17 protein-coding genes, 1 other RNA gene and 1 pseudogene are annotated in these 15,677 nt (G+C 32.6%); 15 read left to right on the plus strand and 4 right to left on the minus strand.

Features of this window, described 5'->3' with window-relative positions; all coding sequences use genetic code 11:
* Positions 1-127: 127 nt before the first annotated feature.
* The 10 genes from CM54_RS01290 (at position 128) to ssrA (ending at position 10,610) form a co-directional block, all read left to right on the plus strand.
* Positions 128-1,318, plus strand: a complete 1,191-nt coding sequence (locus CM54_RS01290) for a phosphoglycerate kinase (RefSeq protein WP_002433372.1) — start codon at positions 128-130, stop codon at positions 1,316-1,318.
* A gap of 169 nt (positions 1,319-1,487) precedes the next feature.
* The gene (gene tpiA / locus CM54_RS01295; RefSeq protein ID WP_023350645.1) at positions 1,488-2,249 is read left to right on the plus strand and encodes a triose-phosphate isomerase; all 762 of its coding nucleotides are present in this window, start codon (positions 1,488-1,490) and stop codon (positions 2,247-2,249) included.
* A gap of 2 nt (positions 2,250-2,251) precedes the next feature.
* Positions 2,252-3,769, plus strand: coding sequence for a 2,3-bisphosphoglycerate-independent phosphoglycerate mutase (gene gpmI / locus CM54_RS01300; protein WP_037548417.1), 1,518 nt, complete (start codon positions 2,252-2,254; stop codon positions 3,767-3,769).
* A 135-nt stretch (positions 3,770-3,904) separates the two neighbouring features.
* A complete protein-coding gene (gene eno, locus CM54_RS01305) occupies positions 3,905-5,209 on the plus strand; it encodes a surface-displayed alpha-enolase (RefSeq protein ID WP_002432982.1) in 1,305 nt (434 codons plus the stop codon).
* 198 nt (positions 5,210-5,407) lie between these two features.
* Positions 5,408-5,866 (plus strand): hypothetical protein, encoded by a 459-nt coding sequence (locus tag CM54_RS01310; RefSeq protein ID WP_030061190.1) that lies wholly within the window; start codon positions 5,408-5,410, stop codon positions 5,864-5,866.
* A gap of 68 nt (positions 5,867-5,934) precedes the next feature.
* Complete coding sequence (gene secG / locus CM54_RS01315) at positions 5,935-6,168, plus strand: preprotein translocase subunit SecG (protein WP_002433475.1); 234 nt, start codon at positions 5,935-5,937, stop codon at positions 6,166-6,168.
* Positions 6,169-6,484: 316 nt separating this feature from the next.
* On the plus strand, positions 6,485-7,225 hold the full coding sequence (locus CM54_RS01320; protein ID WP_002433145.1) for an alpha/beta hydrolase: 741 nt from the start codon (positions 6,485-6,487) through the stop codon (positions 7,223-7,225).
* A gap of 30 nt (positions 7,226-7,255) precedes the next feature.
* On the plus strand, positions 7,256-9,634 hold the full coding sequence (rnr, locus tag CM54_RS01325) for a ribonuclease R (protein WP_037548423.1): 2,379 nt from the start codon (positions 7,256-7,258) through the stop codon (positions 9,632-9,634).
* A gap of 24 nt (positions 9,635-9,658) precedes the next feature.
* Complete coding sequence (gene smpB, locus CM54_RS01330) at positions 9,659-10,129, plus strand: SsrA-binding protein SmpB (RefSeq protein ID WP_002433363.1); 471 nt, start codon at positions 9,659-9,661, stop codon at positions 10,127-10,129.
* Positions 10,130-10,248: 119 nt separating this feature from the next.
* Positions 10,249-10,610: a transfer-messenger RNA gene (ssrA, locus tag CM54_RS12255) on the plus strand.
* 119 nt (positions 10,611-10,729) lie between these two features.
* Here ssrA and CM54_RS01335 read toward each other — a convergent pair.
* The 4 genes and pseudogenes from CM54_RS01335 to CM54_RS13070 form a co-directional block, all read right to left on the minus strand.
* Positions 10,730-11,488 (minus strand): hypothetical protein, encoded by a 759-nt coding sequence (locus CM54_RS01335; protein ID WP_037548426.1) that lies wholly within the window; start codon positions 11,486-11,488, stop codon positions 10,730-10,732.
* A 17-nt stretch (positions 11,489-11,505) separates the two neighbouring features.
* The gene (locus CM54_RS01340) at positions 11,506-12,603 is read right to left on the minus strand and encodes a site-specific integrase (protein WP_231469338.1); all 1,098 of its coding nucleotides are present in this window, start codon (positions 12,601-12,603) and stop codon (positions 11,506-11,508) included.
* 5 nt (positions 12,604-12,608) lie between these two features.
* Positions 12,609-13,175 carry an XRE family transcriptional regulator gene (locus CM54_RS01345; RefSeq protein WP_231469341.1) on the minus strand — a complete coding sequence of 189 codons (567 nt, stop codon included), beginning with the start codon at positions 13,173-13,175 and terminating at the stop codon, positions 12,609-12,611.
* A gap of 42 nt (positions 13,176-13,217) precedes the next feature.
* Positions 13,218-13,337: pseudogene (locus CM54_RS13070) on the minus strand (helix-turn-helix domain-containing protein); the annotation flags it as partial.
* Positions 13,338-13,498: 161 nt separating this feature from the next.
* Here CM54_RS13070 and CM54_RS01350 point away from each other — a divergent pair.
* From CM54_RS01350 to CM54_RS01370, 5 genes are all read left to right on the plus strand, one after another.
* On the plus strand, positions 13,499-13,717 hold the full coding sequence (locus CM54_RS01350; RefSeq protein ID WP_037548428.1) for a helix-turn-helix transcriptional regulator: 219 nt from the start codon (positions 13,499-13,501) through the stop codon (positions 13,715-13,717).
* A gap of 12 nt (positions 13,718-13,729) precedes the next feature.
* Positions 13,730-13,936, plus strand: coding sequence for a hypothetical protein (locus CM54_RS01355; RefSeq protein ID WP_037548431.1), 207 nt, complete (start codon positions 13,730-13,732; stop codon positions 13,934-13,936).
* Positions 13,937-13,939: 3 nt separating this feature from the next.
* Entirely contained in the window at positions 13,940-14,353 is a 414-nt protein-coding gene (locus CM54_RS01360) for a hypothetical protein (RefSeq protein WP_037548433.1), read from the plus strand.
* 3 nt (positions 14,354-14,356) lie between these two features.
* The gene (locus tag CM54_RS01365; RefSeq protein WP_037548436.1) at positions 14,357-14,692 is read left to right on the plus strand and encodes a hypothetical protein; all 336 of its coding nucleotides are present in this window, start codon (positions 14,357-14,359) and stop codon (positions 14,690-14,692) included.
* 93 nt (positions 14,693-14,785) lie between these two features.
* The gene (locus CM54_RS01370) at positions 14,786-15,658 is read left to right on the plus strand and encodes a primase alpha helix C-terminal domain-containing protein (protein WP_037548439.1); all 873 of its coding nucleotides are present in this window, start codon (positions 14,786-14,788) and stop codon (positions 15,656-15,658) included.
* Positions 15,659-15,677 lie beyond the last annotated feature (19 nt).

A 15,677-nucleotide genomic window follows, 5' to 3' on the forward strand; every position in this document is an offset into this window, starting at 1 on the left:
GTTCATAATTTGATTAGTGCTCTGTACTGTTTAATTAGATATATAAGCTTATGAGTAAGCGGGGAGCACAAACGCTTCTCCGCTTATTTTTATATAAAGTTTTCCTATTTAAAGGAGGAAATTAATAATGGCTAAAAAAATCGTTTCAGATTTAGATTTAAAAGGTAAAGTAGTTCTCGAACGTGCAGACTTTAATGTTCCGTTGAAAGATGGAGAAATCACTAATGATAACCGCATTGTTCAAGCGTTGCCAACTATTAAATACATTATTGAACAAGGTGGTAAATTAGTATTATTCTCTCACTTAGGTAAAGTGAAAGAAGAAAGTGATAAAGAAGGTTTATCTTTAAAACCTGTAGCAGATGATTTATCTAAAAAATTAGGTAAGGAAGTTACTTTCGTACCTGAAACACGTGGAGAAAAACTTGAAACTGCTATCAAAAATTTAAATGAAGGCGATGTATTATTAGTTGAGAATACTCGTTTTGAAGATATTGATGGTAAGAAAGAATCTAAAAATGATCCTGAATTAGGCAAATATTGGGCATCATTAGGTGATGTATTCGTTAACGATGCATTTGGTACAGCTCACCGTGAACACGCATCTAACGTAGGTATTTCTACTCATTTAGAAACAGCAGCTGGTTATTTAATGGAAAAAGAAATTAAATTTATTGGTGGAGTTGTTAACGACCCACACAAACCAGTTGTAGCTATCCTAGGTGGTGCCAAAGTTTCAGATAAAATTAATGTCATCAAAAACTTAGTTAATATCGCTGATAAAATTTTAATTGGTGGCGGTATGGCTTATACATTTATGAAAGCGCAAGGTAAAGAAATTGGTCTTTCGTTATTAGAAGAAGACAAAATTGACTTCGCTAAAGATTTATTAGAAAACAATGGCGATCAAATTGTCTTACCAGTAGATTGTAAGGTAGCTAAAGAATTCTCTAATGACGCGAAAATCACTGAAGTTTCAATTGATGATATCCCAGCTGATCAAGAAGCAATGGATATAGGTCCTAAAACTGTTGAACTATTTAATAAAGAATTACAAGGTGCACATACAGTAGTATGGAATGGACCTATGGGTGTATTTGAATTTAGTAACTTTGCAAAAGGTACTATCGGTGTATGTGAATCAATCGCTAACTTAAAAGATGCTACTACTATTATCGGTGGCGGTGATTCTGCAGCAGCAGCTATCTCACTAGGTTTCGAAGATGACTTTACTCATATTTCTACTGGTGGCGGTGCATCATTAGAATATTTAGAAGGAAAAGAATTACCAGGTATTAAAGCAATTAACGATAAATAATTGAATGAACCTCGCTTGGTTAAGGCGTAAGTTTTTAAATTTAATGATATGGGAAAAGGATGAATGAAAGCTTATATATGCTTTCTTTATCTGACTCATATGTCATCATTAAAATTTATTATCTTACAAATTTTTAAATTTAACACTAAATTATTAAGGAGTGTAATGAATGAGAACACCAATTATAGCCGGAAACTGGAAAATGAATAAAACAGTTCAAGAAGCTAAAGATTTCATAAATGAATTACCAACATTACCTGATCCTAAAGAAGTAGAATCAGTAATTTGTGCACCAACAATCCAATTAGATGCTTTAGTAACTGCTGTTAAAGAAGGTAAAGCACAAGGATTAAAAATCGGTGCTCAAAACGCATACTTCGAAGACAGTGGCGCATACACTGGTGAAACATCACCTGTAGCTTTAGCTGACTTAGGTGTTAAATATGTCGTGATTGGTCACTCAGAACGTCGTGATTATTTCCACGAAACTGATGAAGAAGTAAATAAAAAGGCTCACGCAATCTTTAATCATGGTATGACACCAATTATTTGTGTTGGTGAATCAGATGAAGAACGTGAAGCAGGTAAAGCAAATGAAGTAGTAGGTAATCAAGTTAAAAAAGCTGTTGAAGGCTTATCTGAAGATCAACTTAAAGAAGTAGTTATTGCTTATGAACCAATTTGGGCAATCGGCACTGGTAAATCTTCTACTTCAGAAGATGCTAATGAAATGTGCGCGCACGTACGTAAAACATTAGCTGACTTATCAAGCCAAGATGTTGCTGAAGCAACACGTATTCAATATGGTGGTAGTGTTAAACCAAATAATATTAAAGAATATATGGCTCAATCAGATATTGATGGTGCATTAGTAGGTGGCGCATCATTAAAAGTTGAAGATTTCGTACAATTATTGGAAGGTGCAAAATAATTATGGCTAAAAAACCAACTGCCTTAATCATTTTAGATGGTTTTGCAAATCGTGAAAGTGAACATGGTAACGCTGTAAAATTAGCAAACAAGCCTAATTTTGATCGCTATTATGATAAATACCCAACTACACAAATTGAAGCGAGTGGTTTGGATGTAGGTCTTCCAGAAGGACAAATGGGTAACTCGGAAGTAGGTCACATGAATATTGGTGCAGGTCGCATTGTTTATCAAAGTTTAACTCGTATTAATAAATCTATCGAAGATGGGGATTTCTTTGAAAACGATGTATTAAATAACGCAGTTAAACATGTAAAAGATAATAATTCAGCACTACATGTATTTGGTCTATTATCTGATGGCGGTGTTCACAGTCACTATAAACATTTATTTGCAATCTTAGAATTAGCTAAAAAACAAGGTGTAGATAAAGTTTATGTTCATGCTTTCTTAGATGGACGTGATGTAGATCAAAAATCTGCACTAAAATATATTGAAGAAACTGAAGCTAAATTCAAAGAATTAGGCGTTGGCCAATTCGCTTCAGTATCAGGACGTTATTATGCGATGGATCGCGATAAACGTTGGGATCGTGAACAAAAAGCTTATAATGCTATCCGTAACTTCGAAGGTCCAACTTATGCTTCAGCCAAAGAAGGTGTGGAAGCTAATTACAACAATGATGTTACTGACGAATTCGTTGAACCATTTATCATTGATAAGCAAAATAATGGTGTCAATGATGGTGACGCAGTTGTATTCTATAACTTCCGTCCTGATAGAGCAGCTCAACTTTCAGAAATTTTCACTAATCAAGCATTTGATGGTTTCGAAGTTGAACAAGTTAAAGATTTATTCTATGCAACATTCACTAAATATAACGATGATGTAGACGCTGAAATCGTTTTTGAAAAAGTTGATTTACACAATACAATCGGGGAAGTTGCTCAAAATAATAACTTAAAACAACTACGTATTGCTGAAACTGAAAAGTATCCACATGTAACTTACTTTATGAGCGGTGGTCGTAACGATGAATTCGAAGGAGAGCGTCGTAGATTAATCGATTCTCCTAAAGTTGCGACATATGATTTAAAACCAGAAATGAGTGCTTATGAAGTTAAAGATGCTCTTTTAGAGGAATTAGATAAAGGCGATTTAGATTTAATTCTATTAAACTTTGCTAATCCTGACATGGTAGGACATAGTGGTATGCTTGAACCTACAATTAAGGCAATTGAAGCTGTAGATGAATGTCTAGACGAAGTTGTTGATAAGATCCTTGAAATGGACGGTCATGCTATCATCACTGCTGATCATGGTAACTCTGATCAAGTGTTAACAGATGATGATGAACCAATGACTACGCACACTACAAATCCAGTTCCAGTAATTGTAACTAAAGAAGGCGTAACTTTACGTGAAACAGGACGTTTAGGAGATTTAGCTCCTACACTATTAGACTTGTTAAATGTAGAACAACCTTCTGATATGACTGGTGAATCATTAATTAATCACTAATACAGAATTTAGATGTTAAATTAAGGGAGGAAATTTAGTACTCCCGCATTTTACAACCTTGCTAATAAATTATTTTAATAAAATTATAAATAGGGCTATAATAGTTTTATAATATATTTAAAGGAGATATTAAACATGCCAATTATTACAGATGTTTACGCTCGCGAAGTCTTAGACTCACGTGGTAATCCAACAGTTGAAGTTGAAGTACTTACTGAAAGTGGTGCTTTCGGTCGTGCATTAGTACCATCAGGTGCTTCTACTGGTGAACACGAAGCAGTTGAATTACGTGATGGAGACAAATCACGTTATTTAGGAAAAGGTGTTACTAAAGCAGTAGAAAACGTTAATGAAATCATCGCACCAGAAATTGTTGAAGGTGAATTTTCAGTGTTAGATCAAGTATCTATCGACAAAATGATGATTCAATTAGACGGTACAAATAATAAAGGTAAATTAGGCGCTAATGCTATTTTAGGTGTTTCAATCGCAGTAGCACGTGCAGCAGCTGACTTATTAGGTCAACCTTTATATAAATATTTAGGTGGATTCAATGGTAAACAATTACCAGTTCCAATGATGAACATCGTTAACGGTGGTTCACACTCTGATGCACCAATCGCTTTCCAAGAGTTTATGATTTTACCAGTTGGTGCTGAATCATTTAAAGAATCATTACGTTGGGGTGCTGAAATCTTCCACAACTTAAAATCTATCCTTAGTGAACGCGGTTTAGAAACTGCAGTTGGTGACGAAGGTGGATTCGCTCCTAAATTTGAAGGTACTGAAGATGCTGTTGAAACAATCATCAAAGCTATCGAAAAAGCTGGTTATAAACCAGGTGAAGATGTATTCTTAGGATTTGACTGTGCTTCTTCTGAATTCTATGAAAATGGTGTATATGATTACACTAAATTTGAAGGTGAACACGGTGCTAAACGTAGCGCAGCAGAACAAGTTGACTACTTAGAAGAATTAATTGGTAAATATCCAATCATCACTATCGAAGATGGTATGGATGAAAACGATTGGGAAGGTTGGAAGCAATTAACTGATCGTATCGGTGATAAAGTACAATTAGTAGGTGACGATTTATTCGTTACAAATACAGAAATCTTATCAAGAGGTATTGACCAAGGTATTGGTAACTCTATCTTAATTAAAGTTAACCAAATCGGTACTTTAACTGAAACATTTGAAGCAATTGAAATGGCTCAAAAAGCTGGTTACACAGCTGTAGTTTCACACCGTTCAGGTGAAACTGAAGATACTACTATTGCTGACATTGCAGTTGCTACTAACGCAGGTCAAATTAAAACTGGTTCATTATCAAGAACTGACCGTATTGCTAAGTATAATCAATTATTACGTATTGAAGATGAATTATACGAAACAGCTAAATTTGATGGAATTAAATCTTTCTACAATTTAGACAAATAATATCTCTAATATTAAATAAATGAGTTCACGCTTTAATCTTTAGGTTTCACGCCCTAAAGAACTTATAGACCCGTTACAGAGTTGAGGCTGTAATGGGTCTTTTTAATACTTTTATTACATCGTATCTCGTTTAATTTAACCCATTAAACTGATATAATAGTTAAAGTAATTTTAAAAAGGAGTACCATTATGGAAGATATAACAGATTCAAATGTTAGAGAAAAAAGATCTGGCCGCTTAATAGCAATGAGTTCTTTATTATTTTGTATTTTATTAATCATTCATCATTTTGTAGTTTTAGATGTAACAACCGCTAAATCATTGCTATCTTTAGCTGGTCAAAAGACTTCTGACACTGCAGTACATAATATTCTAAATAGTGATAGATATACAGGCGTAATGTACATTCTTGCATACTTAGCAGGAGTCGTGGCACTTTGGAATCGCCATCCATATTTATGGTGGTTTATGTTTGCTGTATATGTTTCTAATGCATTATTCACACTTGTTAATTTATACATGTTTGTTCAAGCCATTTTGGATGTTAAAAATGTTGTCGCAGTTTTACCTATACTCATTGTTGTAATTGGCTCTATTATTTTAGCGATTTATATGTTAGTTGTTTCGATAGCTAGAAAAAGTACTTTTAATAGATAGAAGTTTGATAACTCTATTAGAGATGTGTTATAATTCGTCTCGTATATAATGAACGGAGGACAATTTTTATGCATACATTAATCATCGTTTTATTAATTATAGATTGTATTGCATTAGTGACTGTTGTATTACTCCAAGAAGGTAAAAGTAATGGACTTTCAGGTGCTATTAGTGGTGGCGCGGAACAGTTATTTGGTAAACAAAAACAACGTGGCGTCGATTTATTCTTGCATAGATTAACAATTATTTTAGCTATTATTTTCTTCGTACTTATGTTCTGTATCAGTTACTTAGGTATGTAAGCCATAAGATAATGTATTAATGAAGTTAATGAATCTTAACCAAGTCTGAATAGAAGATGTGATTAACAAGAACTATAATAACTCACATATACTATCAGCCTGAGTCCGACGATATACTTGTCGGGCTTTTTTATTTTATAATGTATTATAATGATGTTTTTAATACCTATATATAAGGGAATAGTTCAAAGACGCTTAATAAGCATTATTGAAGTTCTTTTTATAATGAAAAATTATGCTAATAACAACCTGAAAGCAGACAAGATTAAATATAAAGAAATGAGTTCTCAATAAAAAAGGGAGAGGGATTCTAACCATGCAAATTAAACTACCAAGACCATTCTTTTTTGAAGAAGGAAAACGAGCTGTGTTATTATTACACGGCTTCACTGGCAACTCAGCTGATGTGAGACAATTAGGTCGTTATCTTCAGAAAAAGGGTTATACATCTTATGCACCTCAATATGAAGGGCATGCAGCACCGCCGGAGGAAATTTTAAAATCTAGCCCATATGTATGGTTTAAGGATGTTTTAGATGGTTATGACTACCTGGTTGAGCAAGGCTATGATGAAATAGCAGTAGCAGGTTTATCACTAGGTGGGGTCTTCGCATTGAAATTAAGCTTAAATCGTGATGTGAAGGGTATTATAACGATGTGTGCTCCTATGGATGGCAAGACGGAAGACACTATTTATGATGGATTCCTTGATTATGCTCGTAATTTTAAAAAATATGAAGGCAAAGATCAGGAAACGATTGATAAAGAAATGAAAGACTTCCATCCTACTGAGACGCTTAAAGAACTTAGTGAAACTTTACTTCGTGGTAAAGAACAAGTAGACGAGGTTATTGAGCCTATTCTTGTTATACAAGCAGAACAAGATAAAATGATTGATCCTCAATCAGCGAATTATATATATGAACATGTTGATTCCGATGAAAAGGATATTAAATGGTATCATGAATCAGGACATGTAATTACAATTGATAAAGAAAAAGAACAAGTTTTTGAAGATGTATATCAATTTTTAGAATCATTAGATTGGACAGAATAAATAATTTAAAAGTAAGAAAGGAGGGGCATAATGAATTTAAAGCAATCCATCGAAGAAATAATTAAACAACCTGACTATGAACCCATGTCAGTGTCAGATTTTCAAGATGCGTTAGGTTTAAATAGTGCCGACTCATTTAGAGATTTAATTAAGGTGCTCGTTGAACTAGAACAAACGGGTTTAATCGAACGAACTAAGACAGATAGATATCAAAGAAAAGAATCAAGTAAGTCCAATTCTAAATTAATCAAAGGAACTTTAAGTCAGAATAAAAAAGGATTCGCTTTTCTTCGACCAGAAGATGATGAAATGGAAGATGTTTTCATTCCTCCAACTAAAATTAATCGAGCGCTAGATGGCGATACAGTAATTGTAGAACTTCAAAAATCTAGAGGAGAACATAAAGGTAAAGTTGAAGGTGAAGTTAAATCAATTGAGAAACATTCTGTAACTCAAGTGGTAGGAACATATAGTGAAGCAAAACATTTCGGTTTTGTTATTCCAGATGATAAACGAATTATGCAAGATATCTTCATTCCTAAAGGTCAAAGTTTAGGTGCTGTAGATGGACATAAAGTACTCGTTCAGATTACTAAATATGCTGATGGTACAGACAACCCAGAAGGTCATATTTCAGCAATACTAGGTCATAAAAATGATCCAGGTGTAGATATTTTATCTATCATTTACCAACATGGGATAGAAATTGAGTTTCCAGATAACGTACTTAAAGAAGCGGAAGATGTTCCTGAAGAAATTGAACCATCTGAAATTGAAGGTCGTCGTGATTTAAGAAGTGATTTAACAATAACTATAGATGGCGCAGATGCTAAAGACTTGGATGACGCCATAGCAGTTAAGAAATTAAAGAATGGTAATACTGAATTGACTGTAAGTATCGCAGATGTAAGTTACTATGTGAAGGAAGATTCAGCTTTAGATAAGGAAGCATATGATAGAGCGACAAGCGTTTATTTAGTAGACCGAGTGATTCCAATGATTCCTCATCGTTTAAGTAATGGTATATGTTCATTGAATCCGGAAGTCGACCGCTTAACGTTAAGTTGTCGTATGGAAATTAATGCACGTGGCGAAGTCGTTAATCATGAAATATTTGATAGCGTGATTCACTCTAATTATCGTATGACTTATGATGCTGTAAATAAAATTATTACAGATCAAGATCCTCAAGTGCGTGCACAATATAAAGATTTGACGCCGATGCTTGATTTAGCGCAAGATTTATCTAATCGTTTAATCCAAATGCGACGTCGTCGTGGTGAAATTGACTTTGATATTAATGAAGCTAAAGTGCTAGTAAATGAAGAAGGTATTCCTACAGATGTTCAAATGCGTGAACGTGGTGAAGGTGAACGTTTAATCGAATCATTCATGCTAGCCGCTAATGAAACAGTGGCAGAGCATTTCAATAAAATGGAAGTACCATTTATCTATCGAGTACATGAGCAACCTAAGTCAGATCGCTTAAGACAATTCTTCGACTTTATTACTAATTTCGGTATTATGATTAAAGGTACTGGTGAAGATATTCATCCTACAACTTTACAAAACATTCAAGAAGAAGTTGAAGGTCGACCAGAGCAAATGGTTATTTCAACAATGATGTTGCGTTCAATGCAACAAGCGCATTATGACGATGTAAACCTTGGACATTTCGGCTTATCTGCCGAGTATTATACGCACTTTACATCTCCAATTCGTCGTTATCCTGATTTAACGGTGCATAGATTAATTCGTAAATATTTAATAGAGAACTCTATGGATAAAAAGGAATTACGACATTGGGAAGATACGTTGCCAGAACTTGCTGAACACACGTCTCAACGCGAGCGTCGTGCTATAGAGGCAGAACGTGATACAGATGAATTGAAGAAAGCTGAATATATGATTCAACATATTGGCGATGAATTTGAAGGTATCATTAGTTCAGTTGCTAACTTTGGTATGTTTATTGAATTGCCTAATACAATTGAAGGTATGGTTCATATTGCTAATATGACTGATGATTACTATAATTTTGATGAACGCCAAATGGCTCTTATAGGTGAACGCCAAGCGAAGGTGTTCCGCATTGGTGATGAAGTGAAAGTCAAAGTCACTCATGTTGATGTAGACGAACTCATGATTGATTTTCAAATTGTGGGTATGCCTTTACCTAAAAATGATAAATCCCAACGTCCAGCACGTGGTAAAACAATTCAAGCAAAAACACGTGGTAAGTCATTAGATAAGTCCAAAGATGACAATAATGGCAAAGGCAATAAAAAGAAACGCAAGCAACGTAAAGGTAAGAATGCACGTAAAAAAGATAAACAAGGTAAAACAAATCATAAACCATTCTATAAAGATAAAAGCGTGAAAAAGAAATCACGCCGTAAGAAAAAATAGTCATCAAAGATGAGGTGAGTATGAATGGCTAAGAAAAAAACTAAATCACCAGGTACTTTAGCGGAGAATCGTAAAGCAAGACATGATTATAACATTGAAGATACGGTTGAAGCGGGTATTGCACTGCAAGGTACCGAAATCAAGTCTATACGACGTGGAAGTGCGAACTTGAAAGATAGTTATGCTCAAGTTAAACGTGGTGAAATGTATTTAAATAATATGCATATTGCTCCATATGAAGAAGGTAATAGATTTAATCATGATCCTTTACGTTCTCGTAAATTATTATTGCATAAGCGTGAAATTATTAAATTAGGAGAACGTACACGAGAAATTGGCTATTCTCTAATCCCATTAAAACTTTATTTAAAGCATGGACAATGTAAAGTTTTATTAGGCGTTGCACGAGGTAAGAAAATTCACGATAAACGTCAAGCTTTAAAAGATAAAGCGATGAAACGTGATGTCGATCGTGCGATAAAAGCCCGTTATTAAACATGCGTATTGCTTAAACGGGTGCCATTTGGTATGATTAATGATGTTGTTATTTAAATGAATGACGCATATTGTCATACCAAATTGTTTGTATTATTATTTGTCATTAATATTATTTCGGGGGCGTTTTTGGATTCGACAGGGGTCCCTCGAGCACACTAAGCGTGTCGGAGGGTTGTCTCCGACATCAACACATTTCAGTAAATATAACTGACAAATCAAACAATAATTTCGCAGTAGCTGCGTAATAGCACACTGCATCGCCTAACAGCATCTCCTACGTGCTGTTAACGCGATTCAACCCTAGTAGGATATGCTAAACACTGCCGTTTGAAGTCTGTTTAGAAGAATACTAATCAAACTAGCATAATACTGGTTGTCTGTTGCTTACTATTATGCGAAATGAATCAATAGACTACACACGTAGAAAGGTGTGTATCAGGACCTCTGGACGCGGGTTCGAATCCCGCCGTCTCCACTATATAGTCTATAACCTTTGTGGTTGTAGGCTTTTTATTTTTGTTGCCACAGTATTGCCACAGATATGCCACAACATAAAAAAGACACTACCATTTATTGGTAGTGTAATAATAAAAATTTTCACTTGTAAAATTTCTTTTTTTTAAAGTTCCTAATAAATATAACTAGATAAGCGACTAAAGTAGCTAATATTATTAATATAGAAATTGTTAACAGAATTGATGAACCAAAATCTACAATAACGTTTAGAATAAAAATAATAAAATTGAATAATAGAATTAATATGAATAAAAAAATCAGTATAAATACGAAAAGGAATGAGCCTAATTTTTTGTTTTTTATATTTAAAAGATTAGTGAAATCAAAATACATTAAACTGTCTTCATAGGATACATGTAACTCAACGTTTTCTATTTTAGATGTATCAATAATTATTCTGTTAGCATTTTCTATTTCATCGAAAGTACAAATATATTTATTTTGATGTTTTTGAAGAATATAAAGATCTCTTCCTGTGTGATCATAATTTTTTATATAATAATTAGTCCTACTCTTTAACCCACTTGTAGATATTCCTAAATAGAGCATAGAAATCATAAATACTATAGTCAAATTAAGGCTGATGTAATAAAATCTTTCATTTGGATTTGACAATATTTTAACTACATCCATGTTATAATGTTCTGCGAGTTGTAAAGATATTACTAACACGCACATTAATGTTATTATAAAAAATAAGAGGAATTTTAAAATTTTTCTTATTGCGAATAATTGATTAATTTCAATTTGTGCTAGAAACTTATCTTTGTTAGTTGCAATAATTATAAATGTTAATGTCACTACTAATGTTGTTATGGTTGGTAAAATATACGCTATCAATATATCATGCCTCTTTCTTACAAATATTTAACTATTTCTTTTTGCGTACTAGGGTACAAATGTCCGTACCGTGTGCTTACTTCTTCTATTGAAGAATGGCCTAACCTTTGAGCGATAACCATTAAACTAGCACCGTGATTAATTAAAAGTGACGCATGGCTATGACGTATTTCATGAATTACAATTTTAGGGAAGTCAGTAGGAAGTAACTTATAAGCGTTAGTAAACCAACGATCTATTTTTGACTCGCTAAATGCTTTGAAAAATGTACCGAATAGCACATATTCACTTTTATATATGTTATTATTTTGATACCAGATTAAATATTCTTTTAAGTCGTCCATCATGTGAGTAGGCAAGTAAATGTCACGTATGGTTGCTTTTGTTTTAGGGACTGTCACATCGCCGTGATAGTCCGTTTTGTTTATGTGGATATAATTATCGTCAAAGTTTATATCTTGCCACGTCAATGCTCGTATTTCGCCTTTTCTAGCGCCACTATAAAACAGTAATTTGAAAAATAACTTTTGTTCAATAGTAGGTAGCACTTCATAGAATTGGTTGAATTGATCTAGCGTCCAATAATTAAGGCGTTTGTTTGATTCAATTTCAAAGTTACCAACTAATGAGGCAACGTTTGATTTTAAATCATGGTACTTCATAGCGTGGTTAAGTAAGGATACTAAAAACACATGCATTTTTTTAAGATATTCCCCTGAATGACCTTCTTTCAATTTCTTATTTTGAAATTTCATAACATCTTGTGTCGTAAGATTAAAAACATCAATAGAATTAAAATGAGGTATTAGATGATTATTTAAATGTGTCTTTAAGGATTTAACACTTGAAGCTTTCCGACGTGCAGAATACCAATCTAAATATTCCTGAGCTAACCTATCAAAAGGCAATTTATTAATTTGTCCTATACCTTCCAACTCGTCCATAATCTCATTACACTTTTTCACAGCTTCTTTACGCTGCTTAAAGCCAGAGCGTTTAATCTCTTTTCTTTTATTGGTTCTATCATAATAGGTAATTCTAAAATAATATGTACCACGTTTAGCATCTTTGTGAATATTGTGGGATAGGTTTAAGTTATGTTCTATGGAAATCACCTACTTTATTTCTTTCTTTTATGGGCGATGGTTATTTGTTCATCGTATGTGTAATTATAATTTGTATTTAAACTTAACTCGTTAATAATTTCTTTTAATCTAGTATCTTCAAGGATGCCTTTATTATCACATAAAGGTACGTGCATAAGTATTCCTGGTGATGAAGAACTAATAAAAATTTTTTCGTCAGAAATATTGTAGAACGATTTAATTTCTTTAATACGTTCAAATTCTAGGTAATATATTTTTTGACTTAAATAATGAACTAATAGTAATTTAAAATTACTATTTTCTGATATAAAGTTTACAAGGTAATTAAACAAATTACTATAAGAGAAGTCTATTCGTATTTCAATTTCAGGATAAGGTTTTAATTCTATAGATATTTCATAAGGTATAAACCCTTTTTTTAAGTCATTATCTTCAATTAAATCACAAGTTATTGCATATTTTTTAACAATCAAATTATCCTTTTTCTTAAAATTACTACTACGTCTATACGTTTCCACTTTACTAATATCATTTAACTTAATAATCAATTCATTAAAAACATTTTTAAATAAATCTGCCACATCAACATTTAATGCTATAGTAATTTTTTCTAAAGTATCAAATTGAATACCTCTAGTTTTTCCATTTAATAAAGAGCTTATGGAATTTCTAGAGATTCCAGTTTGCTCGTTTAAATCACTTATCTTTAAATTTTTTCTTCCATGATTTCTTTTAATCGAAATACTATCATATAATCCCTCCTAACAAATAGATTTTAACACATATACGTGTTATTTATAACCATTAAATAACAAGTTTAGTTGACAAAATCACAATAACAATTATATAATGCATTTGTAACAAAAAATAACAACTTAACTTGTTATAATAGGAGGTTTTATAAATGACTAATTTAACTTACCCGATGTTATACATCGCAAGAAAAGAAAAGGGAGATACTCAAAGGAAAGTAGCCCAGAAATTAGGAATAAGCCCACAACGTTATCAGTTGAAAGAAAGTGGCAAAGCGTATTTCACATTACCAGAGGCTAAAATCTTGAGTGAAATGTATGGAATGTCAATTGATGATTTGTTTAGTAAGAATATTAAAGTAGGTTCATAGGAGGATAAAGATATGAAACAACAAGTAGTAATTACAAAAAGCGTCGTTGGTTGGTTTAATGTGAAAGATGTTGATGGGAATTTACTTTTAAATATTGCACCTAATGCATTTAAGAAGCACTTTCCTGAAGTTAGTCCTAATATCTCAATTGCATGTATGCAGTTTGATATTAATAGAATCGTCGAACTTAAAGATAAGAAAAAGAAAGTGAGTGTATAGTAAATGGAACAAGAACAAGAATTAAACAAACAAATTAAATTCGGAGAGGAAAATAAGAAAATGAAAAACTTAACTAATCAAGATTTTAAAACTATCAAAGGAAAGATGAAATATGAGCATATGATGAACGATAAAAAACATACTAGTAAAATGATTAAACTATTACAAAAACGCCATGCTAAAAATGTATCAGTTATTAAAAGTGAATATCCATATTTAAGTGATAATGAAATTTCAGAAATTCTTTCAGACTATCGAGAATACGAAGATTTAATGTCAGCAGTCGGAACTTTTACTGACTTTCCTGTTATTTACGAAGATTCTAATATTAGTAAATTCCTAACTAAAGACGATATTGCAGAATTAAAAATAGCTATTGAAGAAATGACAATTTTTGTTGAAAGTTTGGAGGAGTAGTCGTTGAAAAATTTAAAATATCAAATTCACGAAATTAAAGATGAAGTAGTAAGTGCAGATTTAACTTCTAAACTCAATGCACTCAGAAACTTAGTAGCAGATGAAATGGAACGTGCTGAGGACTACAAAAAAACATTAATTGCATCTAACAATCAGGTTGCAGCATATACTGCAAATGAAAATATTCAAAATCATTTTGTATATCTTGCAGTAATTAATTCAATCTTTACTGATGTTACTTCAATGATTGAACAAGTAGAAGATCATTACAATAACGTAATTGAGGAATTAAAAAATGCGTCTAGTGAGAACTTTGGCGAGGACACACTAAACGCATAATATAAATAATTTAATTAATACAAGAGCAATTAAGAAATTGCACATATGTATTATATCATCTTTGCTCTTGTTTTAATACTAGGAGTGAGGAAAATGGAATTTCAAAAAGTTAAATTGAACAACGATTTTAAAATTCATATAGTTCAATATAAAAATTTATATTCAAATTCTTTTAATAGTTCGGATTTTTATAGTTGGTCAGATTGGTTGAATAAACTTCAGATTCCAATGATTAACGATGATAAATATAAACGTGGTTTGTGCGTATATGGTGATTTTGAAGATATTGAGAAAGATAATCAAATTATTAGCAAATATCGTAGTGATGACACTTTATTAAACCGAAGTGCTATTACATTAGATTATGATGAAATAAAAGATTTTAGAAGTTTATTCGAATCGTTTAAAGACAAATTAGAACATGTAGCATGGGCATTTCATACAACACATTCATATACTGCTGATAAGCCACGCATACGTCTTATAGTACCTTTAAATGCGCCAGTGAGTGCGACTGATTATCGCAAGTATTCAAAAGAATTAGCAAAGTATATAAACTATCCGGTAGATGAAGCCAGTTTTGTACCGTCTCAAGCTATGGCTTTGCCAGTAAAGAAGTCAAAAGATTCAATTTACATTTTTAAATATATTGATGCACCAGCAATTACAATTGAAGAATTAAACAAAATGGTTGTCAACGATGAACCAATAACCGTTGATTACTCAAGTAAATTTCAAAAGCGTGACAGTGCGTATTGGCGTGAAATTGCATTCGGTGTAGGCGAAGGTGAACGCAATAAAACCCTTGCGTCATTAACAGGGTACTTATTACGTCGATATGTGGACGCTAACCTAGTTTATGGACTAGTAAGTGCATGGGCGATGACCTGCACTCCACCTATTGATCAAAAAGAAGTCAATAGAACATTCAAAAGTATTTTGAAAAAAGATAGTAAAAACAAATAAGGAGGTCATTATTTGGAAG

This window comes from Staphylococcus sp. TE8, from assembly GCF_000692055.1.
Lineage (GTDB): Bacteria > Bacillota > Bacilli > Staphylococcales > Staphylococcaceae > Staphylococcus > Staphylococcus capitis.

Coding starts and splice junctions, on each gene's coding strand:
- CM54_RS01290 (WP_002433372.1), top strand. CDS start 128: ATGGCTAAAAAAATCGTTTCAGATTTAGATTTAAAAGGTAAAGTAGTT.
- smpB (WP_002433363.1), top strand. CDS start 9,659: ATGGCTAAGAAAAAAACTAAATCACCAGGTACTTTAGCGGAGAATCGT.
- secG (WP_002433475.1), top strand. CDS start 5,935: ATGCATACATTAATCATCGTTTTATTAATTATAGATTGTATTGCATTA.
- CM54_RS01320 (WP_002433145.1), top strand. CDS start 6,485: ATGCAAATTAAACTACCAAGACCATTCTTTTTTGAAGAAGGAAAACGA.
- tpiA (WP_023350645.1), top strand. CDS start 1,488: ATGAGAACACCAATTATAGCCGGAAACTGGAAAATGAATAAAACAGTT.
- CM54_RS01355 (WP_037548431.1), top strand. CDS start 13,730: ATGAAACAACAAGTAGTAATTACAAAAAGCGTCGTTGGTTGGTTTAAT.
- CM54_RS01350 (WP_037548428.1), top strand. CDS start 13,499: ATGACTAATTTAACTTACCCGATGTTATACATCGCAAGAAAAGAAAAG.
- CM54_RS01360 (WP_037548433.1), top strand. CDS start 13,940: ATGGAACAAGAACAAGAATTAAACAAACAAATTAAATTCGGAGAGGAA.
- eno (WP_002432982.1), top strand. CDS start 3,905: ATGCCAATTATTACAGATGTTTACGCTCGCGAAGTCTTAGACTCACGT.
- rnr (WP_037548423.1), top strand. CDS start 7,256: ATGAATTTAAAGCAATCCATCGAAGAAATAATTAAACAACCTGACTAT.
- CM54_RS01370 (WP_037548439.1), top strand. CDS start 14,786: ATGGAATTTCAAAAAGTTAAATTGAACAACGATTTTAAAATTCATATA.
- gpmI (WP_037548417.1), top strand. CDS start 2,252: ATGGCTAAAAAACCAACTGCCTTAATCATTTTAGATGGTTTTGCAAAT.